The sequence below is a fragment of the Nocardiopsis trehalosi NBRC 14201 genome (assembly GCF_001552555.1).
Classification (GTDB): Bacteria; Actinomycetota; Actinomycetes; order Streptosporangiales; family Streptosporangiaceae; genus Nocardiopsis_B; species Nocardiopsis_B trehalosi.
This window is the reverse complement of record NZ_BCRK01000030.1, coordinates 1-23,611: the sequence shown is the minus strand read 5'-3', so window position 1 is coordinate 23,611 and position 23,611 is coordinate 1. Positions and strand designations below refer to the sequence as shown.

At 77.9% G+C, this 23,611-nt stretch carries 21 protein-coding genes and 1 pseudogene; 20 read left to right on the top strand and 2 right to left on the bottom strand.

Annotated features, from left to right (window positions below):
- The 12 genes from NT8_RS08220 (at position 1) to NT8_RS08165 (ending at position 15,368) form a co-directional block, all read left to right on the top strand.
- The gene (locus tag NT8_RS08220) at positions 1 to 585 is read left to right on the top strand and encodes a DUF6309 family protein (RefSeq protein WP_067965947.1); all 585 of its coding nucleotides are present in this window, start codon (positions 1 to 3) and stop codon (positions 583 to 585) included.
- Positions 582 to 4,754 (top strand): AMP-binding protein, encoded by a 4,173-nt coding sequence (locus NT8_RS08215; RefSeq protein WP_067965945.1) that lies wholly within the window; start codon positions 582 to 584, stop codon positions 4,752 to 4,754. The genes NT8_RS08220 and NT8_RS08215 overlap by 4 nt, the downstream gene beginning before the upstream one ends.
- 67 nt (positions 4,755 to 4,821) lie before the next feature.
- A complete protein-coding gene (locus tag NT8_RS08210; protein ID WP_067965942.1) occupies positions 4,822 to 5,685 on the top strand; it encodes a TauD/TfdA family dioxygenase in 864 nt (287 codons plus the stop codon).
- On the top strand, positions 5,661 to 6,455 hold the full coding sequence (locus tag NT8_RS08205; RefSeq protein ID WP_245646082.1) for an SDR family oxidoreductase: 795 nt from the start codon (positions 5,661 to 5,663) through the stop codon (positions 6,453 to 6,455). Before NT8_RS08210 ends, NT8_RS08205 begins: the two co-directional genes overlap by 25 nt.
- Positions 6,456 to 6,460: 5 nt before the next feature.
- The gene (locus NT8_RS08200) at positions 6,461 to 7,210 is read left to right on the top strand and encodes a methyltransferase domain-containing protein (RefSeq protein ID WP_067965937.1); all 750 of its coding nucleotides are present in this window, start codon (positions 6,461 to 6,463) and stop codon (positions 7,208 to 7,210) included.
- A 109-nt stretch (positions 7,211 to 7,319) separates the two neighbouring features.
- Positions 7,320 to 7,787 (top strand): DUF2243 domain-containing protein, encoded by a 468-nt coding sequence (locus NT8_RS08195; RefSeq protein ID WP_067965935.1) that lies wholly within the window; start codon positions 7,320 to 7,322, stop codon positions 7,785 to 7,787.
- Positions 7,784 to 8,632, top strand: a complete 849-nt coding sequence (locus tag NT8_RS08190; RefSeq protein WP_067965976.1) for a cytochrome c oxidase assembly protein — start codon at positions 7,784 to 7,786, stop codon at positions 8,630 to 8,632. The genes NT8_RS08195 and NT8_RS08190 overlap by 4 nt, the downstream gene beginning before the upstream one ends.
- Before the next feature lie 113 nt (positions 8,633 to 8,745).
- Complete coding sequence (locus tag NT8_RS08185) at positions 8,746 to 10,305, top strand: MFS transporter (RefSeq protein WP_067965932.1); 1,560 nt, start codon at positions 8,746 to 8,748, stop codon at positions 10,303 to 10,305.
- A gap of 343 nt (positions 10,306 to 10,648) precedes the next feature.
- Complete coding sequence (locus NT8_RS08180; protein WP_067965930.1) at positions 10,649 to 12,628, top strand: hypothetical protein; 1,980 nt, start codon at positions 10,649 to 10,651, stop codon at positions 12,626 to 12,628.
- Between the two features lie 171 nt (positions 12,629 to 12,799).
- Positions 12,800 to 13,282: a MarR family winged helix-turn-helix transcriptional regulator gene (locus tag NT8_RS08175; protein WP_067965928.1), complete on the top strand. Its 483-nt coding sequence runs from the start codon at positions 12,800 to 12,802 to the stop codon at positions 13,280 to 13,282.
- 75 nt (positions 13,283 to 13,357) lie between these two features.
- Complete coding sequence (locus tag NT8_RS08170) at positions 13,358 to 14,803, top strand: MFS transporter (protein ID WP_067965926.1); 1,446 nt, start codon at positions 13,358 to 13,360, stop codon at positions 14,801 to 14,803.
- Between the two features lie 52 nt (positions 14,804 to 14,855).
- A complete protein-coding gene (locus tag NT8_RS08165; RefSeq protein WP_067965924.1) occupies positions 14,856 to 15,368 on the top strand; it encodes a TIGR03618 family F420-dependent PPOX class oxidoreductase in 513 nt (170 codons plus the stop codon).
- Between the two features lie 40 nt (positions 15,369 to 15,408).
- On the opposite strand, the gene NT8_RS08160 is transcribed toward NT8_RS08165, so the two are convergent.
- Positions 15,409 to 15,834: a MarR family winged helix-turn-helix transcriptional regulator gene (locus tag NT8_RS08160; RefSeq protein WP_067965923.1), complete on the bottom strand. Its 426-nt coding sequence runs from the start codon at positions 15,832 to 15,834 to the stop codon at positions 15,409 to 15,411.
- Between the two features lie 136 nt (positions 15,835 to 15,970).
- Between NT8_RS08160 and NT8_RS08155 the strand changes: the two genes are divergently transcribed.
- Positions 15,971 to 16,861: an MBL fold metallo-hydrolase gene (locus NT8_RS08155; RefSeq protein ID WP_067965921.1), complete on the top strand. Its 891-nt coding sequence runs from the start codon at positions 15,971 to 15,973 to the stop codon at positions 16,859 to 16,861.
- A 257-nt stretch (positions 16,862 to 17,118) separates the two neighbouring features.
- Positions 17,119 to 17,919: a putative protein N(5)-glutamine methyltransferase gene (locus tag NT8_RS08150; protein WP_067965919.1), complete on the top strand. Its 801-nt coding sequence runs from the start codon at positions 17,119 to 17,121 to the stop codon at positions 17,917 to 17,919.
- A gap of 44 nt (positions 17,920 to 17,963) precedes the next feature.
- Here NT8_RS08150 and NT8_RS08145 read toward each other — a convergent pair whose 3' ends face one another.
- The gene (locus NT8_RS08145; protein ID WP_067965916.1) at positions 17,964 to 18,533 is read right to left on the bottom strand and encodes a TetR/AcrR family transcriptional regulator; all 570 of its coding nucleotides are present in this window, start codon (positions 18,531 to 18,533) and stop codon (positions 17,964 to 17,966) included.
- A 75-nt stretch (positions 18,534 to 18,608) separates the two neighbouring features.
- On the opposite strand from NT8_RS08145, the gene NT8_RS08140 reads away from it, so the two are divergent.
- From NT8_RS08140 to NT8_RS08115, 6 genes and pseudogenes are all read left to right on the top strand, one after another.
- Positions 18,609 to 19,595 (top strand): DsbA family oxidoreductase, encoded by a 987-nt coding sequence (locus NT8_RS08140; RefSeq protein WP_067965914.1) that lies wholly within the window; start codon positions 18,609 to 18,611, stop codon positions 19,593 to 19,595.
- A gap of 124 nt (positions 19,596 to 19,719) precedes the next feature.
- Positions 19,720 to 20,637: an ABC transporter ATP-binding protein gene (locus tag NT8_RS08135; RefSeq protein ID WP_067965911.1), complete on the top strand. Its 918-nt coding sequence runs from the start codon at positions 19,720 to 19,722 to the stop codon at positions 20,635 to 20,637.
- Between the two features lie 44 nt (positions 20,638 to 20,681).
- Complete coding sequence (locus tag NT8_RS08130; protein ID WP_067965909.1) at positions 20,682 to 21,383, top strand: ABC transporter permease; 702 nt, start codon at positions 20,682 to 20,684, stop codon at positions 21,381 to 21,383.
- A gap of 2 nt (positions 21,384 to 21,385) precedes the next feature.
- Complete coding sequence (locus NT8_RS08125; protein ID WP_067965908.1) at positions 21,386 to 22,672, top strand: sensor histidine kinase; 1,287 nt, start codon at positions 21,386 to 21,388, stop codon at positions 22,670 to 22,672.
- Entirely contained in the window at positions 22,665 to 23,315 is a 651-nt protein-coding gene (locus tag NT8_RS08120; RefSeq protein WP_067965906.1) for a response regulator, read from the top strand. The genes NT8_RS08125 and NT8_RS08120 overlap by 8 nt, the downstream gene beginning before the upstream one ends.
- Before the next feature lie 112 nt (positions 23,316 to 23,427).
- Positions 23,428 to 23,611 (top strand): annotated as a pseudogene (locus NT8_RS08115) (AraC family transcriptional regulator); the annotation flags it as partial.

Sequence of the window (23,611 nt, the reverse complement as noted above, 5' to 3'; positions counted from 1 at the left end):
ATGCACATCGCCGGACCGGTGGCCTTCTCCGAGGTGCGCCGCGCCTACCTGCGCGACCACCCGGCCGAGCGCGACCACCCCGCCAACACCAACCGCGACGGCGCGGACAACCTGGACCGCGCCGAGGAGCTGCTGGGGACCTGGTTCCGGGTCCGGCTGCGGCGCGCCGAGGTGCTGGCCGTGATGCTGCCCTGGCACCTCAGCGAGGGCGGCGGCTACGAGCTGGTCCCGCCGTCGGGGCTGACCGTCGGCCAGGCCGCCGAGCGGCTGCGCACCGGCGGCGCCGCCGTCGCGGCGGCCAACCCGGTGTGCTCGGCCAAGCTCGACCTCATGGGCCGCGCCCCGCTCACCCCCGTCTACCTCAGCGTCGGGTGCGTGGAGCACGTCGACTACGCGGGGCTGCGCGTCCGCGACACCCTCACCCACCTCGACGGCCTGCACCGCATGCTCGCCTGGGAACTCGCCGGCCGGCTGCCCGCCGGCGGGCTCGACGCCTACGTGGCGGGCGACCCCCGCACGCTGCCGCCGGACCGCGCCCCCGGCGCGGCCGCCCCCCGCTCCCGCACCGGAGGCCCCACCGCATGACGCGCGCGACGCGCCCGCTGTCCGCCCTGCCCGGCCTGCTGGCCCGGGCGGCGCGGATCCGGCCCCAGCACCCGGCCGTGACCGACGACGACCGCGCGTTCGACTACCGCACCCTGGAACGGGTGGCGGCGGCCGTCGCCGCCCGCCTGGACCGCGCCGGGGTGCGCGCCGGCGACCGGGTGGCCCTGCTCGGCCCCCGCGACGCCCGGCTGCTCGCCCTGCTGCACGGGGTGCTGCGCTCCGGCGCGGCCGCCGTCGCCGTCGACCCGGGGTGGGGTGCCGCCGACACGGCGCGCCGCCTGGCCGCGGTGTCGGCCGCGTGTGCGGTCACCGCCGACCCGGCGGTGCGCGCCCCCGGTGGGGTGCCCACCCTGGTGCTCGACCCCGACGCGCTGGCGGTGGCCGCGCCGCCCGCGCCCCGCCCGCCCTCCCCGCCGCCGCACGCCACCGCCTACCTGTCGTTCACCTCGGGGTCCAACGGCGAGCCCAAGGCGGTCGCGGTCACCCACGGCAACGCCGCCCACTACGCGCGGGCGCTCCGCCGCCGCCTGGGCCTGGGGCCGGTGGCGGCGCCGCGCACCGCGCACGTCACCACGCTCGCCGCCGACCTGGGGCACACGGCGTGGCTGCTGGCGGCGGCCACCTGCGGCGCCGTGCACGTCGTCCCCGACAACCGCACCCGCGACCCCGAGGCGTTCTGGGCGTCGCTGCGCGCCGCGGGGGTGACGGTGCTCAAGACGACGCCGTCGCACCTGGCCGCGCTGCTGGAGGGCCGCCCCGGCGACGCCCCCGCCCTGGACACGCTGGTGCTCGGCGGCGAGGTCCTGACCCGGGCGTTCGCGGCGCGGCTGCTCGACGGCGGGGTGGCCGCGCGGGTGGTCAACCACTACGGCCCCACCGAGGCCACCATCGGCGCCGCCTGCTTCGTGGCCGGATCATCGGCCGACCTGCCCGCCGACGAGGCGGCGGTGCCGATCGGCACCCCGATCGGGTCGGCGGACCTGCTGCTGCTCGGCGGCGACGGCGCCCAGGTGCCCCCCGGCGCCCCCGGCGACCTGCACATCGGCGGGCGCGGGGTGGCGGCCGGCTACTTCGGCCGCCCCGAGGAGACCGCGCGGCGCTTCCTCGTGCGCGGCGGGCGGCGGGTCTACCGCACCGGCGACCTGTGCCGGACGCGCCCCGACGGGGGCCTGGTGTTCCTGGGCCGCGCCGACCGCCAGGTGAAGGTGCGCGGGTTCCGCGTCGACCCGGCCGAGGTGGAGCGGGTGCTGGACGGATGCCCGGGGGTGGCGCAGGCGGCGGTGCTGGCGCGGACCGGGCCGGCGGGCACCCGGCTGCTGGCGGCGGTGGTGGCCGCGCCGGGGCGCGGTGCGGCGGGGCTGCCCGAGGCGGTGCGCGCGCACCTGGCCGACCGGCTGCCCGAATACGCCGTGCCGCAGCCGGTGCTGGTGCTGCCCGCGTTCCCCACCGGCCCCAACGGCAAGCTCGACGCCGACCGGCTCGGCGCCGAGGTCGACGCCGCCGTCGCGGCCCGCGCGGCCGACGCCGACGCCGTCCCCGGCGGCCCCGCGGCGGCCGACCCCGAGCTGGCGGCCGCGCTGGCCCGGTTGTGGGCCGAGGCGCTGGGCCTGCCGTCGGTGGCCGCGCACGCCGACGTGCTCGGCCTGGGCGGCGACTCCATCCTGGCGATGCGCACCACCGCGTTCCTGCGCGCCCGCGGCCACCGGGCCGCCTTCGACGACTTCTACCGCCACCCCACCCCCGCCGGGCTGGCGGCGGCCGCCCGCGCCGCCGGGTCCGCCCCGCCGCCCCCGTCCGCCGCGGCGGACGGCGCCCCGCCCCGCCCGGCGCCCGCCCAGCGCTGGCTGTTCGGCCGCCCGCTCACCGACCGGCGGCACTTCAACCAGGCGGTGGTGCTGCGCTGCGCGGTGCCCGTGGACGCGGCCGCGCTGTCGGCGGCCGTCACCGCGGTGCTGCGCCGGCACGCGGCGCTGCGCCGCCCGGTCGGCCCCGGCGGGGTGGGTCCGGCGCGGCCGGCGGAGCAGGTCGACGCGGTGTCGTTCTCCCGCACCGGCGGCGGCACCGGGCGGGTCGCCGCCGATGTGCAGGGCCTGTGCGCCGAACTGCAGCGCGGGCTGGACCCGGAGGCGGGTCGGCTGCTGCGGGTCCACCTGTTCACCCACACCGGGGGCGGCGCCGACCGGCTGGCCCTGGTCGCCCACCACCTGGCCGTGGACGGGCTGTCCTGGCGGGTGCTGCTGGACGACCTGGCCGCCGCCTACCGGGCGGCGCGGGCGGGCCGCAGCCCGGACCTGCCGCCCGCCGCCGACTTCTACCAGTGGGCCGCGCGGGCGGCGCCGCCCCCCGGGCCCGCCGCGCCCGGACCGGTGTGGGCGCCGGTCGACCCGGCCGCGCTGAGCTGGGCGCTGGACGAGGGGGCGACCGCCCGGCTGGTGGCCCGGCACGGCGCCGGGCAGGGGCTGGAGTCGCTGCTGCTCGCCGCGTTCGCGTCGGCGGCGGCGCGCGCCCAGGGGCGCCCCCGGCTGCGCGTGGAGGTCGAGACCCACGGGCGCCCCACCGCCGACGGCACCCACCTCGACACCGTCGGCTGGTTCACCGCCGTCAAGCGCGTCGAGGTCGACGCGGGGCCGCCCGGGGCGCCGCCCGAGCGGGTGCGCGCGGTCGCCGGCCTGCTGTCCGCCGCCCCCGAGCTGCCCCTGGACGCCCCCGGGCCGCTGGCCGACGCCGGGTTCAACTTCCTCGGCACCTTCCGCCTGCCCGACGCCCCCGACCTGGGGTGGTCCCCGGCGCGCGAGCACCCCGGGCCGGCCCGCTGCGCGGGCGGCGACCCCGCGCACCCGCTGCGGCTGACCGCCCGCGTTGTGGGCGGGCGCCTGGTCGCCGACCTGGTGTACGCGCGGCCCGGGGTCGCCGAGCCCACCGCCGCGCGCGTCCTGGCGGAGGTGGCCCGGGCGGTCGCCGACGCGACCGGGGCCGCCCCGCCGGTGCCCGTGCGCGCGCCCGTCTCCACCTCCGGGCACCTGCTGCACCTCGGGGAGTGGCCGGCGCGGGCCGCGGTGCGCGTGGTCCGCGAACCCGCGCGGGTGCTGCTCACCGGCGCCACCGGCTACCTCGGCGGGCACCTGCTCGCGGCGCTGCTCGACCGCGGCGCCCGCGTCACCTGCCTGGTGCGGGGCGGCGGCGACGCCGAGGCCGCGCGGCGGCTGGGCGGCCGCCGCCCGGGGGTGGAGGTGGTGGCGGGCGACATCACCGCCGAGGGCCTGGGGCTGTCGGCGGCGGGGGCCGAGCGCGCCCGCGCGGTCGACACGGTCGTGCACGCCGCCGCCGACGTGCGCCTGGTGGCCGCGCCCGAGGAGCTGGCGCGCACCAACACGGCGGGGGTGCGGCGGCTGCTGGCCTGGCTCGACGCCGAGACGACCGGTGTGCGGTTCCACCACCTGTCGACGCTGGCCGTGGCCGGCGGGGTGGAGGGGCCGGCCCGCCGGTTCAGCGAGGCCGACCTCGACATCGGGCAGACGCCGCGCACCCCCTATGAGCGGACCAAGTTCGACGCCGAGGTGCTGGTGCGCGACTGGGCGGCGGCCGGCCGCCGCTGCTACGTGCACCGCAGCGGGCACGTCGCCGCGCACAGCCGCACCGGCGCCTTCCAGCGCAACGTCGCCGACAACCGCGTCTACCAGGTGGTGCGCGGCTACGTGCTGGCCGGCGCCGCGCCGCGCCGGCCCGCCGCGTCGTTCGCGTTCTCCCACGTCGACACGGTCGCCGCGGGGATCGCCGCGCTCGCCGTCCACCCCGGCGCCGCGCCGGGCGCCTACCACGTGGAGACGCCGCACCGGGTGCCGCACGACGTCCTGGTGGGGTGGATGGCCGGCGCCGGGTACCCGGTGGCCCTGGTCGGCGACGACGCCTACGCGGCGGCGCTGGAGCGCGCCGAGCGGGCGCATCCCGCCGAGATCGGGCTGGCGGCGGCGTGGGCGCGCGTCGGCGAGAGCAACGTCGACGTCGACTGCGCGGCCAGCGCGGCCGCGCTGGACCGGCTCGGGGTGCGCTTCGCCGCGCCGACCCCGCTGTGGTGGGGCGCGGCGCTGGCGTGGGCGGGGCGGGCCGGGTTCCTGCCGGCGCCCGTGGCCGCCGACCGGACCGGGTGAGGCGGTCCGCGCCCGCGCGGACCTCCGGTGGTACAGGTGAAGTGTCGAGGAAGGGAAGGGCCCGCTCATGTCCGAGGACACGGTGGTCGACGTCGGCTGGGACAGCGCCTACCTGGAGGAGCGGCGCGGCCGGTGGTCGTCGGCGCTCAGCGACGAGGAGCGGGGGCTGCTGTGGGCCGACACCGCCGCCCGGCGGTGGGGGCCGGGCGACGGGGTGCGGGCGCGGGTGCGCGCGTCGGTCCTGGACGCGCTGCGCGCGGTGGGCTTCGCCCACGTGCGCAACCTCATGGACACCACCGCCCCCGAGGACGAGGTCGCCGCGAACCTGTCGTTCCTGCTGCGGGAGTTCGGCGGGGTGGTGCCGCAGAACGCGGCGGGCGACCTGACCCAGGTCCTGCGCGACCGCGACGGCGACGGCGCCACCGAGCTGGGGTTCCACTGCGACACCTGCGACCTGCTGGTGCTGCTGTGCCTGCGGCCCTCGGCCGACGGCGGCGGCCAGACCCGGCTGGCCAGCGCCCGCCGGGTGCACGACATCATCGGGCGCGAGCGCCCCGACGCGCTGGCGGAGCTGCGCCGGGAGTGGCGGTTCGACCGCACCGGCCGCGCCGGGCCGCAGCTCGTCGTCTCGCCGATCCTGTTCACCCAGGACGACGGGACGGTGGGCTGCTACTACCAGACGCGCACGGTGCGGGCCTCGGCCGAGGCGCCGGGCGGGCGGCCGCTGACCCCCGCCCAGTGGGACGCGCTGGCCGTGCTGGACGAGGTGCTGTACCGGCCCGAGATCGCGTTCGGGCTGCGGTTGGAGGCGGGTGAGCTGCTGGTCATCCGCAACAGCCGGGTGCTGCACGGCCGCTCGCCCTACACCGACGCGCCCGGGGACCGGTCCCGGCGGATGCTGCGGCTGTGGATGTCGTCGGAGGCGGTGTGAGCGGGGGCGCCGACGGGGGCGCGGCCCCGCGCACCGCGGTCGTGACGGGCGCGGGCGGCGGGCTGGGGCGGGCGAGCGCGCTCGCCCTGCTCGGCGCCGGGTGGCGGGTGGCCCTGGCCGGGCGGCGCGCCGAGGCGCTGGCCGAGACCGCCGCCCTGGCGGGGGCGGGCGGCGGCCGGGCGGTGTGCGTGCCCACCGACATCCGCGACCCCGATGCGGTGGCGGCGCTGTTCGCCGCCGTGCGCGACCGGTTCGGCCGGGTGGACCTGCTGTTCAACAACGCGGGCGCGGCGGTGCCGCGCCGCCCGGTGGCAGAGGTCGACCTGGAGGACTGGCGGCGCATCATGGACACCACGGTCACCGGCACGTTCCTGTGCGCGCGGGAGGCGTTCCGCGCCATGTGCGCGCAGGACCCGCGCGGCGGGCGCATCATCAACAACGGGGCGCCGTCGGCGCACGCGCCCCGGCCGCACGCCGTCGCCTACACCACCGCCAAGCACGCCGTGCTGGGGCTGACCCGCGCCCTGGCGCTGGACGGGCGGGCGCACGGGATCGCCGTCGGGCAGATCGACGTGGGCAACGTCGCCCCGCACGACGGCGGCCCGCAGCCGCCCGCGATGCAGGCCGACGGCACCATGGCGGTGGAGGCGACCATCCCGGTGGAGCGGTTCACCGAGGCGCTGCTGCTGATGGCGTCGATGCCCACCGACGCCAACGTCCAGTACCTCACGGTGCTGCCGACGACCATGCCCTACGTCGGGCGGGGGTGAGGGCGGTGCTGGTCAGTGCCCGCTCCTTCGCGGAGTACCGGGCGATGTTCGCCCTCACCGACGACGACCTGGCGCTGCGCGTGCTGGACTGCCCGGGCGGGGCGGCGGGCTTCGTCGCCGGGGCCGGGGCGCGCGGCACCGATGCCGTGGCGGTCGACCCCGAGTACGGGCGCGAGGGGCACCGGCTGGGCGGGTTGGCGCTGCGCGAGATCGCGCACAAGCACGCCGAGGTGGCGGCGCACCCGGAGCGGTTCGTGTGGAGCTGGTTCGGCGACCCCGACCGGTACACGCGCTCGCGCGCCGAGGCGGCGCGCGCCTTCACCGCCGACCTGGCGCGCCGCCCGCACCGCTACGTCGCGGGCGCCCTGCCGCACCTGCCGTTCCGCGACGGCGCCTTCGACCTGGTGCTCAGCTCGCACCTGCTGTTCTGCTACGGCGACCGGTTCGGGGAGCGGGTGCACCGCGACGCGCTGGTGGAGCTGGTGCGGGTGGCCCGCCGCGAGGTGCGGCTGTACCCGCTGGTGCCGCACACCGGGGGGCGGCGGTACGCGGGCCTGGACGGGTTGCGCGCGCACCTGGCGCAGTCGGGTGTGGACTCGCGGCTGGAGCGGGTGGACTACGCGTTCCTGCCCGGCGGCGACGAGATGCTGGTCCTGGACTGCGGCGGCCGCGGCCCCCTGGCGGCGGCCCCGCCGGGGGCGCGGGCGGTGCCCGACGACCCGGTGCGCTGGCGGCACCGCGTCCCCGGGGGCTGACGGCCGCGGTGCCGCGGTGGCCGGGTTTGCCCGGGTGCGGCGGCGGGTAGCCGCGCACCGCCGCGCCCGCACCGGTGCGCGGCGCCGGCCCGGTCCGAAGGAGAACGCCATGGCACCGCCCGCCGCCGCCCCCCGGTTCGGCCGGTCGCTGGGCGCGGCCGCGCTGATCGGGGCCGCCCTGATGGCCGGGGTGGACGAGATCGTGTTCCACCAGGTGCTGGGCTGGCACCACTTCTACGACCGGGCGACGCCGGCGGTCGGCCTGCTGTCCGACGGGCTGCTGCACGCCGCCGAGCTGATCGCCCTGGTGGCCGGGTTCTTCCTGGCCGCCGACCTGTACCGGCGCGGTGAGCTGCACGGCCCGGCCGTGCGGGCGGGCGCGCTGCTGGGCCTGGGCGGGTTCCAGCTCTTCGACGGGGTCGTGGACCACAAGCTGCTCCGGCTGCACCAGATCCGCTACGGGGTCGACCCGCTCCCCTACGACCTGGCGTGGAACGGGGCGGCCCTGGTGCTGCTGGCGGCGGGCGGCGCCCTGCTGTGGCGGGCCCGCCGGGCCGGGTCGGGGCGGCCGCGGTGACCACCGCCCACGGCGTCCACGGCGGGCACGGCGGACACGGGGGTGCTGGCGGGGGCGCGGTGGCCGACCTCCTCGGCTGGGCCCCGCTGGGCGCGGTACTGGCCGGTGCCCTCGGCGGCTACGTGTGGGCGGCGCTGCGCGCCCGCCGCACGGCGCGGGGGTGGAGCGCGTGGCGCACCGCGTCGTTCGCGGCCGGTGTCGCGCTGCTGGCGGCGGCCGCCCTGCCCGCCGCGGCGCAGGCCGCGCACGCCGACCCGCGCGGCCACGTGCTCCAGCACCTGGCCGTCGGCATGTACGCGCCGACCGCCCTGGTCATGGCGGCCCCGGTCACGCTGGCGCTGCGCACCCTGCCCCCGGCCGGCCGCCGGCGGCTCGCCCGGCTGCTGTCGGGGCGGGTCCCGCACGTGCTGGGCCACCCGGTGGCGGCGCTCGCGCTGGACACCGGCGGGCTGTACCTGGTGCACCTGACGCCGCTGTACGCGGCCGCGCAGGCGCACCCGGGCGTGCACGCCCTGGTGCACGCCCACTACCTCGCCGCCGGGTGCCTGTTCGCGTGGGCGGTCGCCGGCCCCGACCCGGCCCCGCGCCGGCCCGGGACGGGGGTACGGCTGGGCGCGCTGTTCGCTGCCGCCGCCGCGCACGCGGTGCTGGCCAAGCTGCTCTACGCCCACCCGCACCTGTGGCCGCCGGGGGCCACCGCGAACGGCGCCGACGCGGCCGTGCTGATGTACTACGGCGGCGACGGGGCCGAGCTGCTGCTGGCGGTGGCGCTGTTCGCCGCCTGGTACCGGCGGCGCGGCCGCGCCCCCGGCCGGTACGCGGCGCCGGCGCCGGCCGGGCCGTGAGCGCCTGGCCGGCGCGGTGCGGCGCGGGTCACTCCGGGGGCGCGTTGACCTCCAGTTAGCTCGAACTCCTACGGTCGGGGTGTTCCCACATAGACGAGAGAAGGAGGACGGCCGTGTCCGAAACAGGCGTGCGGGCGGGGGCACGCGAGTGGGCGGGACTGGCGGTGCTGGCGCTGCCCGCGCTGGTGATCGCCCTGGACTTCAGCGCGCTGCACCTGGCCGCCCCGCACCTGAGCGCCGACCTGGCGCCCACCGGGACGCAGCTGCTCTGGGTCATCGACGTGTACGGGTTCATGATCGCCGGGCTGCTCATCCCGATGGGCACGCTCGGCGACCGGATCGGGCGGCGCCGACTGCTGCTGTTCGGAGGCGCGGCCTTCGGCGCGGCGTCGCTGCTGGCGGCGTTCGCGCCCAGCGCCGAGCTGCTGATCGCGGCGCGCGCCCTGCTGGGGGTGACCGGGGCGACGCTGATGCCGTCCACGCTGTCACTGATCACCACCATGTTCCGCGACCCGGTGCAGCGCCGGCTGGCCATCGCGGTGTGGTCGACGAGCTTCATGCTGGGCGGCGCGGTGGGGCCGCTGGTGGGCGGGGCGCTGCTGGAGGCGTTCTGGTGGGGGGCGGTGTTCCTGCCCGCGGTGCCGGTGATGCTGGTGCTCGTCGTGCTCGGGCCGTTCCTGATCCCGGAGTACCGGTCGGACGACGCCGGGCGCACCGACCCGTTGAGCGTGCTGCTCGCCATGGCCGCGCTGCTGCCGGCCGTCTACGGGCTCAAGGAGCTGGCGGTCTCCGGGGCGGCGGCCGTGCCGCTGGGGGCGCTGGCGCTGGGCGGCGCGGCGGGGTGGCTGTTCGTGCGGCGGCAGCGCCGGCTGGCCGCGCCGCTGCTCGACCTGTCGCTGTTCGCCGCGCGCGGGTTCAGCGTGTCGCTGGGCGCGCAGGCCATGGCGCTGTTCGTGCTGGCGGCCGTGCAGTTCTTCTTCCTGCAGTACCTCCAGCTCGTGCTGGGGCTGTCGCCCCTGGTCGCGGGGGCGTGGACGGTTCCGGCGATGGTCGCGGGCATCGCCGCCAACCTGCTGGTGCCCGCCCTGGCCCGGCGCTTCGGGCCGGTCGCGGTGATCACCGGCGCGCTGGTGGCGGGCGCGGTGGGCATGGTGCCGGTCGCGGCGGCGGGGTCGGTGGGCCCGCTGATGGCGGCGGCGGGGTTCGTCGTCGTCAACCTCGCCCTGAACCCGGCGATGGTGCTGACCTACGACCTCGTCCTGGCGAGCGCCCCCGAGGAGCGCGCGGGTACCGCGTCGGGTACCGCCGAGACCGGCAACGAGCTGGGCATCGCGCTGGGGGTGGCCATCGCCGGCAGTGCGGGGGCGGCCGTCTACCGGGCGCGGATGGACGGCGGCGCACTGCCGGAGGGCATCGCCGGGGAGGCCGCGCGGGCGGCCCGGGAGACCCTGGGCGGGGCGGTGGCGGCGGCGGGCGACCTGCCCGCCGGTCCGGCGGCGGACCTGCTCGCCGCCGCCCGGGGGGCGTTCCTGGCGGGCATGGCGGCGACCGCGTGGGGGCTGGCGGTGGTGCTCCTGGGCCTGGCGGTCGCGGTCGCCGTCCTGCTGCGCGAGCGCGCCCGCCCCACCGAGCGGCCGGAGGCACGGGCGCCCGAGCCCGCCGGGAACCCCTGACGGCGCCGCGGCGGGCGGGACCCGGGCCCCGCCCGCCGCCACCCGGCGGGCGGGGCCGCCCGGTCCTCGATGAGGCTCACCCGGTCGCCCCCCCGGGTGACCGACGCCAGCACCGCGTCCGGCGGGGCGCGGCCGAACCGCCCCGCGGCCGCGACCGGTGGGGGCCGCCCCGCTGGGGGCCACCGGGACGCAGGGGGTGTGTACGCGCTCGGGCGCGGCGGAGTCCCTGACCACGCCGCCGGGTGCGGCGGAAGGCTCCGCCGCACCCGGACGTCCGGCCGCGTGGAGGCTCGGGCGGAGGTGCGGAGAACCGTCCGGGGCCGGGCCGCGTCTGAAGGGTGCGATGCGACGACATGACCTGACCGACGCCGAGCGTCGGCTGTGGGACGCCCACCCCAGCGGCGAGATCATCACCTTCGACAACGGCGAGGCCGTGCGCGCCGGGGTCATCGCGGCGCTGCTGCTCGGCGCCGTCGACCCCGAGCCCGGCTCCTTCCCGGCCGTCCGCGTCCGCGGCGCCCGGATCACCGGGCGGCTCGACCTGGACGGCGCGGCCTTCGAGGCCATGCTGGACTGCGGCGGCTGCGTCTTCGAGGAGGCGGTCAGCCTCGCCGAGGCGAGCCTGCGCACCCTGCGCATCACGCACAGCCGGCTCCCGGCGGTCAAGGCCTCCCGGCTCCGGGCGAGCGGCCTGCTCTCCCTGGAGGGGTCGTCGATCGGCGGCCGGCTGCGGCTGGACCACGCCCGCCTGGAGAGCGAGGTCCGGCTGACCGGCGTCACCGTGCGGGGGGTCGACGCGCGCAACATCGAGGTGCAGGGCACGCTCAACGCCGACGGCATCACGGTCGACGGCGAGTTCACCCTGCGCGGCGGCCGCGTCGGCGCCGACCTCGACCTGGTCGGCGGACGGTTCCGCAACCCCGACGGGAAGGCCGCCCTGCGGTGCGACGACGCCGCGATCGACGGTCGGCTGCACGCCGTCGACATCGAGGCCACCGGTGCGGTGCTGCTGCGCGACGCGCGCGTCGGCATCGCGTCGTTCGCGGGCGCGCGGCTGGACGCGCGGGGGCGCGACGCGCTCAACGCGGGCGGCGCGACCGTGGGCGGCGGGCTGTTCTGCGGGCGCGGGTTCCGCGCCGAGGGCGGGGTCCGGCTCGTCGGCGCGCAGATCCGCGGCAACCTCACCCTGGACGGCGCCCGGCTGCACCATCCCGGCGGCGTCGCCCTGAACCTGGACTCGGCGGCGTGCGACCTGGTCGACGCGGCCGGCCTGCGGGTGGTGGCGGGCGAGGTGAGCATGCGCAACACCCGGGTCACCGGGCAGGTCACCCTGGACGGCGCCGAGCTGTCCGCCCCCGGCACCCGCCGCTCCCTGGCCGCCGACCACGCCGACCTCGGCCTCGTCTCGCTGCGCGGGCTGCGGGCGGAGGGCGAGGTCATGATCCGCGCGACCCGGATCGGCGTCCGGTTGGTGGTGAGCGACGCCCGGCTGCACGGCGCGGGCGGCCCGGCGCTGCGCGCCTCCGGTACCGAGATCGGCTCCGACCTCATCGCCCACGGCCTCGTGGCCGAGGGCGAGGTCCGGCTGTACGGCATGCGCGTCGGCCGGCACGTCGACCTCACGGGGCTGCGGCTGTCGGTGGACGACGGCGTCGCCCTGGACGCCCAGCGGCTGACGGCCGACGAGCTGACGCTGGCGCCCGCCGCGCCGATCCGCGGTCGGATCGTGCTCGCGCACGCGCTGATCGGCGTGCTGCGCGACGATCCGGACCGGCACGAGGCGACGCTGGAGGCCGGCGGCCTCACCTACCAGGCGCTGGAGCCCACGCTGCCCGCCCGGCGGCGGCTGGCCCGGCTGACCGGCGGCGACGGCTTCGACCCGCAGCCCTACGAGCAGCTCGCCGCCAACTACACGGCGCTGGGCCTGCACACCGACGCGCGGGTGGTGCTGCGCGCGAAGGAGCGCCGGCGGATCGCCGGTGAGCCCCCTCTGCTGCGGCTCTGGGGCCGAATGCAGGACGTCACGACCGGGTACGGGTACCAGCCGTGGCGGGCGTTCGTCTGGCTGGCGCTGCTGCTGGCGGCGGGGAGCGCCGTCTACGGGGCCCACCCCCCGGAGCCGCTGAAGGCCGATGAGGCGCCGCACTTCAACGCGGTCGTCTACACGCTCGACCTGATGGTCCCGATCGCCGACCTCGGCCAGGAGCGCGCGTTCAACCCGGCCGGCGCCTACCAGTGGCTGTCCTACGCGCTCGTCGCCGCGGGGTGGGTGCTGGCCACCACGATCGCCGCCGGGGCCGCCCGCGTCATCAACCGCCGCTGAGCCGCCGGCCCCGCCCCGCTTCGGCACCCGATGCCGGGAGGCCCTGACCGGGACCCGGTGCGCCGCCTCGAACCGCGGGCCGCCCTCCCGGGCGGCCTGCCGGGACGCCGGGCGGCGGAGATGGTGCTGCGCCAGAAGATCCGCCACGGAACGGGTTGCTAGGGTGGGGGGATGACCACCATGGCCTCCTCCACGGACGTCCCCGACCTCTCCTACCTCCTCGATCACACCGGCCACGTGCTGCGCACCCGCATGGCCGCGGCCCTGGCCGAGATCGACCTGACCGCGCGGATGCACTGCGTCCTCGTCCACGCCGTGGAGGAGGAGCGCACCCAGGCCCAGCTCGCCGAGATCGGCGACATGGACAAGACCACGATGGTGGTCACCGTCGACGCCCTGGAGAAGGCCGGCCTGGCCGAGCGCCGCCCCTCCTCCACCGACCGGCGGGCCCGCGTCATCGCGGTGACCGAGGCCGGGGCGCGGACGGCCGAGCGCAGCCGGGAGATCGTCGACCGGGTCCACCGCGAGGTGCTGGAGGCGGTGCCCGAGGGCGATCGCGCCGTGCTGGTGCGCGCCCTGGCCGGCCTGGCGGAGGGCCATCTCGCGACCCCGGCGGACGCGCCGGTGCGGCGGGCGCGCCAGCGGGAAAAGTAGTTCCGAAAAATATCGTCTACTACAAATCAATATGCTACGGTTCTTCCCGTCGCCCACTCGATCGGGAGAACCCCAATGACGACCCCCTCCGCCCCCGTGCGCCCCAGCGCCCCGCCGTCCCCGCTGCGCTCGCGCTGGACCGCCCTCGTCGCGGTGGCCTCGGCCTCGCTCATGCTGATCCTCGACGGCAGCATCGTGACCGTGGCCCTGCCCGCCGTCCAGCACGACCTCGGCTTCACCCCGGCCGGGACCAGCTGGGTGGTCAACGCCTACCTGATCGCCTTCGGCAGCCTGCTGCTGCTCGCCGGGCGCCTCGGCGACCTGCTCGGCCGCACCCGCCTCTTCCTCGCCGGGCTGGCCGTCTTCACCGCCGCCTCCCTCCTGGCCGGGGCGGCCGGAAGCGCCGCCGTCCTCATCGCCGCCCGCTTCCTCCAGGGGGTCGGCGCCGCGATGTCGGCGGCCGTGGGGCTCGGCATCCTCGTCACCCTGTTCACCGCCCCCCGGGAACGCGCCACGGCGCTCGCCGTCCTCGGCTTCACCGGCGCCGCCGGGGCGTCCATCGGCCAGGTCGCCGGCGGCGTCCTCACCGACGCCCTGTCCTGGCACTGGATCTTCCTGATCAACCTGCCGATCGGCCTACTGGTGCTCGCCCTCGCCCTGCCCTCCCTGCCGCGCGACCGGGGGCCGGGCCTGTCCGGCGGCGCCGACCTGCTCGGCGCGGCGCTGGCCACCGGCGGCCTGGTGCTCGCCATCCTCGCCGTCGTGGGCGTCGCCGAGCACGGCTGGACCGGCGCGCCGACCCTCGCCGCCGGAGCGGGCGGCGCCGTCCTGCTCACCGGGTTCGGCGTCCGCCAGGCCACCGCCCGCACCCCGCTGGTGCCGCCGCGCGTCCTGCGCTCCCGCGCCGCGGCGGGCGCCAACGCCGTCCAGCTGCTGATGGTGGCCGCGCTGTACGCCTTCCAGATCGTGCTCGCCCTGTACCTGCAGAACGTCCTGGGCTACGGGGCGGGCGGCTCCGGGCTGGCCATGCTGCCCGCCGCGCTCGCCATCGGCGCCACCTCCCTCGGCCTCTCCGCGCGGCTCATCGGCCGGTTCGGGGAGCGCGCGGTGCTGCTGACCGGACTGGTCCTGCTCGCGGTGCTGCTGACCCTGCTCGCCCGGCTCCCCGCCGACGCCGACTTCGCCACCGGGGTGCTCCCGCTGCTGCCGCTGTCCGCCGGGTTCGGCCTGGCCCTGCCCGCCCTGACCGGGCTCGCGATGTCCGGCGCCGGTCCCGACGACGCCGGCACCGCGTCCGGCGTCTTCACCACCACCCAGCAGGTCGGCAGCGCGCTCGGCGCCGCCGCGCTGACCACCCTGGCGGCGACGCGCACCGAAACCCTGCTCGCCGCCGGCGCCGAGCGCGCCGCGGCGCTGGCCGAGGGCTACACGCTGGCGTTCGGCGCCGGGGCCGTGCTCATCACCGCCGCGATCGCCGTCGCCCTGACCCTTCCGACGGCGCCGCGCGCCCCCCGCTCCTGACCGCAGTCGATCCGCGCCACCCGCCATCCGCACCACCGATCCGGAGGACACCATGACCACCACGCCCACCACCGCGGCCGACGAGACCGACCCCGAGCGCCCCGCGCCGCGCCCCCTCGACGCCGAGGAGGTCTCCCGGCTGCTGGCGGCGGGCACCTTCGGCACGCTGGCCGCGGTCCGCCGCAGCGGGCACCCGCACCTGACCACGGTCCTCTACTCCTGGGACCCCGAGGAGCGCGTCGCCCGCGTCTCCACCACCGCCGAGCGCGCCAAGCCCCGGATGCTCGCCCGCGACCCGCACGCCGCCCTGCACGTCGGCGGCCCCGACGTGTGGTCGTTCGCCGTCGCCGAGGGCGAGGCGGAGGTCTCGGCCCCCACCACCACACCCGGCGACGCGGTCGGGCGTGAACTGCTCTCCCTGGTGCCGCCCTTCACCGACCCCGCCGAGGAGGCCGCCTTCCTGGAGGAGGCCGTCGCCGAGCACCGCGTCGTCGTGCGGCTGCGCGCCACCCGCCTCTACGGCACCGCCCTGGACGTCTCCACCCCGGCCCCGGCGGACGGCTGAGCCCGCCGCGGGCGGTCCGCGCCGCCGGGTGGCGGCCGCCTCAGGGGCGGGTGACGGCGCGCTCCAGGAGGCGGTGGAGGGTCCGCTGCTCGGCGGTGGAGAGCCCCGCCAGCGGGGAGTCCTCGGTGAGGAGCTCCAGCAGCCGCTCGCGCAGCTCGGTGCCCGGCCCGGTGAGCACCAGCTGCCGGGCGCGGCGGTCGGTGGGGTGGGGGCGCCGCTCGACGAGGCCCCGCCCCTCCAGCCGGTCGACGATGAAGGTGGCGTTGGAGGGCTCGCAGCTCATGCGCCCGGCCAGCTCCCGCATGGTCATCGGTCCGGTCAGCTCGCGCAGGGCCGTCGCCTGGGGCGCGGTAAGCCCGAGGACGACCGCCCGCCGGCGGACATGCTCCGCGATCCGCTGGGCCATCCCGTTGACCAGTCCGCACAGCTCCCGTTCGGCGATGGCGTGCGACTCCGCGTCCGTCATGCCGGCCATCCTACCAAGAGCATGCAACCGAAATATTTTCAATTTGAATAGTGTCAGCTTGTGTCTTATGGTGGCCGCGCCATCCGAGCGCCGGCCCGCCGCCGGGCGCACCCACCCGCGGAGAGGACCGCCCGCCATGAAGACCGCACCGTCGCAGTACGCCGAACGGCTCCGCCGCCCGTCGGTGATCCGCTCGCTCACCCTCGGCCCGATCACCGTCACCTACGTGCCCGACGGCGCGGTCCGGCTCTCGCCGCACGACTGGCTCCCCGCCACGAGCGAGGCGACGTGGCGGGAGCACGCCGAGTACCTGGACGGCACCGGCGGACTCGCGGCCGGCATCGGGGGACTGCTGGTGGAGTCGGGCGACCGCGCGCTGCTCATCGACGCGGGCTTCGGCCCGGTGTCGCTCCCCCACCGGCCGGGCGACCCCCACGGGCCGATCCACGGCGGGGCGCTCCCGGCCAACCTGGCCCGCATCGGCCGCCCACCGGCCGGGATCGAGGCCGTGGCCTTCACCCACCTGCACGTCGACCACATCGGCTGGGCCCGGCACCCCGCACCCGGTGGCGGCCCCCTGTTCGCGGAGGCGCCCTACCTCGTGGCCGAGCCCGAGTGGTCCCGGCGGGACCTGCTTGAGGCCCACGGCACCGGCCCCGACGCGCTCGCGGAGCTGGCCCCGCGGGTCCGCACGGTCGAGGACGGTCAAGAGGTCTTCCCCGGCGTCACCGTCCGATTCGCCCCCGGCCACACCCCGGGCCACACCGCCTACGTCATCACCGGGGGCGGGCGCCGGCTGGTCGCCTTCGGCGACGCCCTCCACTCGCCGATCCAGGTCGGCCACCCGGAGTGGTCGGCGGCCCCCGACCACGACACGGGGCGGTCCGCCGACGCCCGCCGCCGGCTCGTCGCCGAACTCGCGGCCCCGGACACGATCGGCTTCGGCATCCACTTCGCCGACGTGGTGTTCGGTCGGGTCCGGCCCGACGGCGCCGGACGCCCCGCCTGGCACCCCGTCGACGCCTGACCCCGGCGCCCGTCCTGCACGCCCCGGCGCACGCCGCAGGCACGGGGGCCGACCGGGCGCAGCGGGGCCGCGTCCGGGCACGCGGCAGCGGTCGGCACGGGGCCGGTGGTAGGTTCGGGCCGGTACGTACCGGAGCCGGCCGAGGAGGTGAGTCCCGTTTCCTTCCGCAGAGACCGGGTGCTCGCACCCCGCGGTCGGGCCCTCCGCCCGGCGTAGAGGGTCGCGGAGCGCCCGGCGGTGACCCGAAAGGCCCCCGCATGACCCCTCCCCGCTCCGCTCTTCCCGCCCCCGCCGACGTCGCCGCCGAACTGCGCGCCGCCGGCTGCGTCTTCGCCGAGGACGAGGCCCGCCTGCTGCTCGATGCCGCCGCCGACCCCGTACACCTGGCCGCCCTGGTCGCGCGCCGCGTCGCGGGACGGCCGCTCGAACACGTCCTGGGCTGGGCCGGCTTCCTCGGCCTGCGCGTCGCGGTCGGCCCCGGGGTGTTCGTCCCCCGCCGCCGCTCCGAGTTCCTGGCCGAGCGGGCGATCGCCCTCGCCCGGCCCGGCGCGGTACTGCTCGAACTGTGCTGCGGCGCGGGCGCCGCGGCGGCGGCGGTGGCCGCCGCCGTCCCCGGCCTGGAGGTGCACGCGGCCGACGTCTCCCCCGCCGCGGTGCGGTGCGCCCGGCGCAACCTCGCCCCGGTCGGGGGACGCGTGTACGAGGGCGACCTGGACGCCCCCCTGCCCGCCGGGCTGCGCGGACGCGTCGACGTGCTCGCCGCCAACGCGCCCTATGTGCCGACCGGGGAACTGGGCCTGCTGCCGCCCGAGGCCCGCGACCACGAGCCGCGCGCCGCGCTCGACGGCGGCCCCGACGGGCTCGACGTGCAGCGGCGCGTGGCCGCCGCGGCGCCCCGCTGGCTGGCGCCGGGCGGCCACCTGCTGGTGGAGACCGGCCGCCACCAGGCGGCGCGCACCGCGGCGGCCGTGGAGCGGGCCGGGCTGCGCGCCGAGGTGGCCGCCGACGACGACCGGGGGGCGACGGTGGTCGTCGGCACACTGCCCGGCATCGGGTGAACCCCGCCCGCCGGTGGTCGCGGCACGTGGCGCGGCCCGGCGGCTCAGTCCCCCGGCCCGGCCCGCAGCAGCCGCCAGAAGGCGAGGGCGGCGTCCTCGGCCGGCACCGCCGGCCCGCCGGCCGTCCAGTGGGCGAGCACCCCGGTCAGGGCGCCCGCGAGGTAGGCCGCGTGGACCTCGGGGTCGACGCCGGCGGTTCCGGCGGGCCGGGCGCCGGCGGCGAAGCGCTCGGCCAGGGCCGCGGCGGTGCGCTCCCGCAGTTCGGCGGCCGCGCGCGGGCTGCCGTGCGGCCCCAGGACCCGGGCGACCAGGACCGCGTCGGCGCCCACCCGGGTGAACAGCTCGACCAGCGGGGCGGGCGGCCGGTCGCGCGGGGCGTCGAGCGGGCACAGGGCGGCGGCGCGGGCGACGTGCGCGATCGTGTCGTCCAGGGCGTCGGCCACCAGGGAGTCGACGTCGGAGTGGTGGGCGTAGACGGTGGCGCGGTTGACGTCGGCGTGCCGGGCGATCGCGCCCATGGAGATGGCGGCCGGGTCGTGGTCGGCGGCGAGTTCGCGGACGGCGGCGCGCAGGCGGTCGCGGGTGCGCCGGGCGCGCGGATCGATCGGGTTCACCCGCCGGAGTATACGACGGGAGTCGCTTAAACGACATGTGTTGACTAGACGACACTCGTCGTTTAGCGTTCCGGCATGCACATCGAGATCTGGGCCGACGTCGTCTGCCCGTGGGCCTACATCGGCAAGCGGCGGCTGGAGCGCGCCCTGGCCGCCGCCGACGGCGGCGTGCCCACCGAGGTCGTCTGGTACCCCTACCGGCTCGACCCCACCGCGCCCGCCCCCGGCGTCCCGCTCGACGCCGTCCTGCGCGACCCCGAGGTCGACACCGCCCTGCGCTCCTGCGCCCCCGCCCTCACCCCGGCCGAGAACCGGGCGCGGGTCTCGCGCATCGCCGCCGACGAGGGGCTCGGCCCCCGCTGGGGCGCCGCCTGGCACGCGAGCAGCCACGACGCCCACCGCCTCATCGCGCTGGCCCGCGCGCACGGCGGCGCCCCGCTGCAGGACGCCGTCGTCGAGGAGGTGCTGCACGCGCACTTCGTGGCCGCCCGCGACATCAGCCGCCCCGACGTGCTCGCCGACGCGGCGGAGGCGGCCGGGTTCGCCGGCGCCGCCGACCTGCTCGCCGCCGGAGGCGGCCACGCCGAGGTCCGCGAACGGCTGCTCACCGGCGCGGCCATGGGGGTGGCGACCTCGCCGACCATCGTCGTGGGCGGCCGGGCCCTGGCCGGGGCCCAGCCGCCCGAGGTCATCCTGGCGTTCCTGCGCGACGCCGTCCGCGACCCGCGCCCGCGCCCGCCCCGCGAGGTCGAGCGCCTGCGGCACGCCGAGGCGCTGCTGGACCGGCGCGACCCCCTGGGCGCGCTCGTCCTGCTCGGCCCGCTGCTGGCCGAGCACGGCGGCGACCGCGGGGTGCGCACGCTGGCGGCCCGCGCCTACTACGCCTCGGCCCAGCTCGGCCGGGCCGAGGCGGCGCTGCGCGGACTGGTGGCCGACTTCCCCGACGACTCCTACGCCCGGCTGCTCCTCGGCCGCACCCTGGAGCGCCGCGGCGACCGCGACGCCGCCGCTCCGCACCTGGCCGCCGCCGCCACCATGACCCCCGCCTACGCCCGCCCCTGAACCACCGGGCCCGGTGCGCGGGGGCATCCACCGTTCGGTGGATGCCGGGGGTCCACCCGATCCGCCGGGAACCGGGGCCGGACGGGCGATCCGCCCCCGGCCCCGGTCGGCCAGGCTGGTGGGCATGGCGATCATCGAGGTCACAGAGCTCGGCAAGAGGTACGGCACCCAGGCGGTCCTGGACCGCGTCTCCTTCTCCGTGGAGGAGGGGGAGGTCTTCGGGATCCTCGGCCCCAACGGGGCGGGCAAGACCACCACCGTCGAATGCGTGGAGGGCCTGCGCCGGCCCGACTCCGGGTCGGTGCGGGTGCTCGGCCTCGACCCGTTCCGCCAGGGCGCGGAGCTGCGGGAGCACATCGGCGTCCAGCTCCAGCACACGCACCTGCCCGAGAACCTCAAGGTGTGGGAGGCGCTCGACCTCTACGCCTCGTTCTACGACCGGCCCCGCGACTGGCGGGCACTGCTGGAGCAGTGGGGCCTCGCGGACAAGCGCGACGCGCGGTTCGCGAAGCTGTCCGGCGGCCAGAAGCAGCGCCTGTTCATCGCCCTGGCCCTGGTCGGGGACCCCAAGGTCGCGTTCCTCGACGAACTCACCACCGGGCTCGACCCCCAGGCCCGCCGGGCCACCTGGGAGCTGGTCAAGCGGGTCCGCGCCGAGGGCGTGACCGTGGTCCTGGTCAGCCACTTCATGGACGAGGTCGAGGAGCTGTGCGACCGGGTCGCGGTCCTGGACCGGGGCGGCGTCGTCGCCCTCGACAGCCCGGCGGGCCTGATCGACGGCGCCGACGCCGAGTACCGGATGAGCTTCCGCCTCATGGCGGGGGACGCCACCGACCCGTCCCGCCTGCTCGGGGACCTCGACGGCGTGGCCTCGGTGTCCCGCACCGGGGACCTGGTGGCCGTCGCCGGCCGGGGCGAGTTCGCCACCACCGTCACCGCCGCCCTGGCCCGCGAGGGCGTCCCCGTCCGCGACCTCCGCATCGACAAGCGCACCCTGGACGACGCCTACATCGCCCTGACCGGCCGCTCCCTCCAGGTCTGACCGGGCCCCCGGACCCCCCACCACCACCAGAACGGAAGAACCCCGTGAGAACCCTCGCCAAGCTCACCACCGTCGAGACGAAGCTGCTGGTGCGCGAACCCGGCGCCGTGTTCGCCCTGGCCATCCCCCTGTTCATCCTGGTGGTCTTCGGGAGCGCGATCACCGAGGGGGACACCGTCCTGCTGCCGATGGCGGTCACCATGGCGATCGGCCTGGTCGGCCTGTACCTGCTGCCCACGACCCTCGCCACCTACCGGGAGCGGGGCATCCTGCGCCGGCTCTCGGTCACCCCGGTCCGCCCCGCCAACCTGCTCACCGTGCAGCTCCTGCTCCAGCTGGCCCTCGCCGTGCTCGCGGTCGCCCTGCTGCTCGCGATCGGGATCGGTCTCCTCGGAGCCCGCGCCCCCGGGCCCCTGGAATTCCTCACGGCGGCCCTGCTCGGCACGGCCGCGGTGTTCTCCATCGGGCTGCTCATCGCGGCGCTCGCCCCCAACGGGCGGTCCGCCAACGGTCTCGGCGTGCTGCTCTTCTTCCCGCTGGCCTACCTGGGCGGACTCATGCAGCCCGCCGACCGGATGCCCGATATCCTGGTGCTCGTCGGCGGGTACACCCCGTTCGGCGCGCTGCGGCAGGGCCTCCACGACGCTTGGATCGGCGCGGCCCTCGCGCCGGCGCCCCTGGTCACCCTGGCGGTCTACGCCGTGGTCGGCGGCCTCGTCGCGGCCAGGTCCTTTCGCTGGGAGTGAAGATGGAGACGGCGCCGGAGCGCGACCTCGACCTGCGGGCGGAGCGGCTGCGCCGCCTCACGGCCTCCGTCCCCTTCTTCCTCCTGGCCGCGTCCACCGTCCTGGCCCTGGTCACCCGCGACCTGCCCGCGGCGCGGTCTCCGGGGACGCTCGGCCTGGTGGCCGCCACGGCGGCCCTCATGTGGACGATGGCCGGCCTCAAGCTCGACCGCGCCTCCCGCCCGGGGCTCACGGCCGGCCTCGTCGCCGCGCTGATCGTGATGATCGCCGTGCTCGGCGCCCGGAGCGTCTGGTTCGCCGGCTTCTTCGGCTTCGCCGGCTACGTGTACTCCTGGCAGCTCCTCCGGGGCCGGTGGCGGTTCGCGGGGGTGACCGCCACCGCCGCCGTCAACGTCACCGGCTACATGGGCGGGCCCCCCGACCCCACCCCCGCGTCGATCCTGCTGTACCTGGTCTTCGTCGCCTGCCTGGTCGTCCTGGTCGCGGTGTTCAGCCACCTCGGCGAGGTCACCGAGGAGCGCAGTGACGAGCGCGGGCGCGTGGTCCGGCGGCTGCGCGAGACCATCCGCGAGAACGAGGGCCTCCACGCCCAACTGCTGGTCCAGGCCCGCGAGGCCGGCACCCACGACGAACGCGAACGCATGGCCCGCGAGATCCACGACACCCTGGCCCAGGGCTTCATCGGCATCATCACCCAGCTCCAGGCGGCCCAACGGGCCGCGGACGCCGCGCCGGCGGAGGGGCCCGGGGCCGAGTGGCGGCTCCGGGTCGCCGACGCCGTCCGGTTGGCCCGCGAGAACCTGGCGGAGGCGCGCCGGTCCGTCCACGCGCTGGGCCCGGCCCCCCTGGAGGCCGCTCCGCTGTCCGACGCCCTGGCCGGCCTCACCGCCGAATGGTCCCGGCTCACCGGCGTGCGCGCCGACTTCACCGCGACCGGACCGGTCCGCCCCCTGCACGCGGAGGTCGAGGCCGCCCTGCTCCGCACCGCCCAGGAGTCCCTGTCCAACGTCGCCCGGCACGCCGGGGCCACGCGGGCGGGGGTGACACTGTCGTACATGGAGGACCTCATCGTGCTGGACGTGCGCGACGACGGCGCGGGCTTCGACCCGTCCCCGGACACCGCCCGCCCGCCCGGCGGCGACGGCGCGGACGGCGGGTTCGGCCTGACGTCGATGCGGCAGCGGGTGGCCCGGTTGGCGGGCACGCTGGAGATCGAGTCCGCGCCCGGCTCCGGGACGGCCGTCTCCGTCGCGGTACCGGCCGTTCCGAAGGGGGCCCGAGGTGGGTGACGCCCCCGTGCGCGTGCTGATCGCCGACGACCACCCCGTGGTCCGGGACGGCCTGCGCGGCATGTTCGCCGGAGAACCGGGGCTCACGGTGGTCGGGGAGGCCGGCGACGGTGCCCGCGCCGTCGAACTCGCGCGGTCGCTGGAGCCCGATGTGGTCCTCATGGACCTGCGCATGCCGGGGACGGGCGGTCTGGAGGCCATCCGCGAGCTGGTCCGCCTGGGGCTCCCGACGCGCGTCCTGGTCCTCACCACCTACGCCACCGACAGCGACGTCGCCCCCGCCATCGAGGCCGGGGCCACCGGCTACCTCCTCAAGGACGCCCCACCGGAGGAGCTGACGCGCGCCGTCCGCCTGGCCGCGCGCGGCGAGACCGTGCTCTCCCCGTTGGCGGCGACCCGGCTGGTCGGCCGGGTGCGCGCGCCCGCCGCACCCCTGAGCGACCGGGAGCTGGAGATCCTCCGGCTCATCGCCGCCGGCTCCACCAACCGGGAGGCGGCGGCCCACCTGTTCATCAGCGAGGCCACGGTCAAGACGCACGTGCTGCACATCTACGCCAAGCTCGGGGTCAACGACCGGGCCGCCGCCGTCGCGGCGGGCTTCCGGCGCGGCCTGCTGGACCTGGGCGACGGACCGCCCGGCTGACACCGCCCCCGCCCCGGGGCGGGGGCGGGGCCACCGCAGGACCGGTCCGGATGTCCGGATGTGACAGCGACCCGTCATTGCGGTCACGGCCCGGGGCGGTGAGGATGGGGGCATGCCCCTTCCGCACCGTGTCGTCATCGCGGTCTTCCCCGACGTCGACCTCCTCGACGTCACCGGCCCGGCCGAGGTGTTCGCGCTGGCCGACCGCGAGACCGCGGACCGCGCCGGCTACCGGGTCCGCCTCGCCGGACCCGCCGCCGGGCCGGTCCGCACCTCGGCGGGCGTGCGGCTGGTGG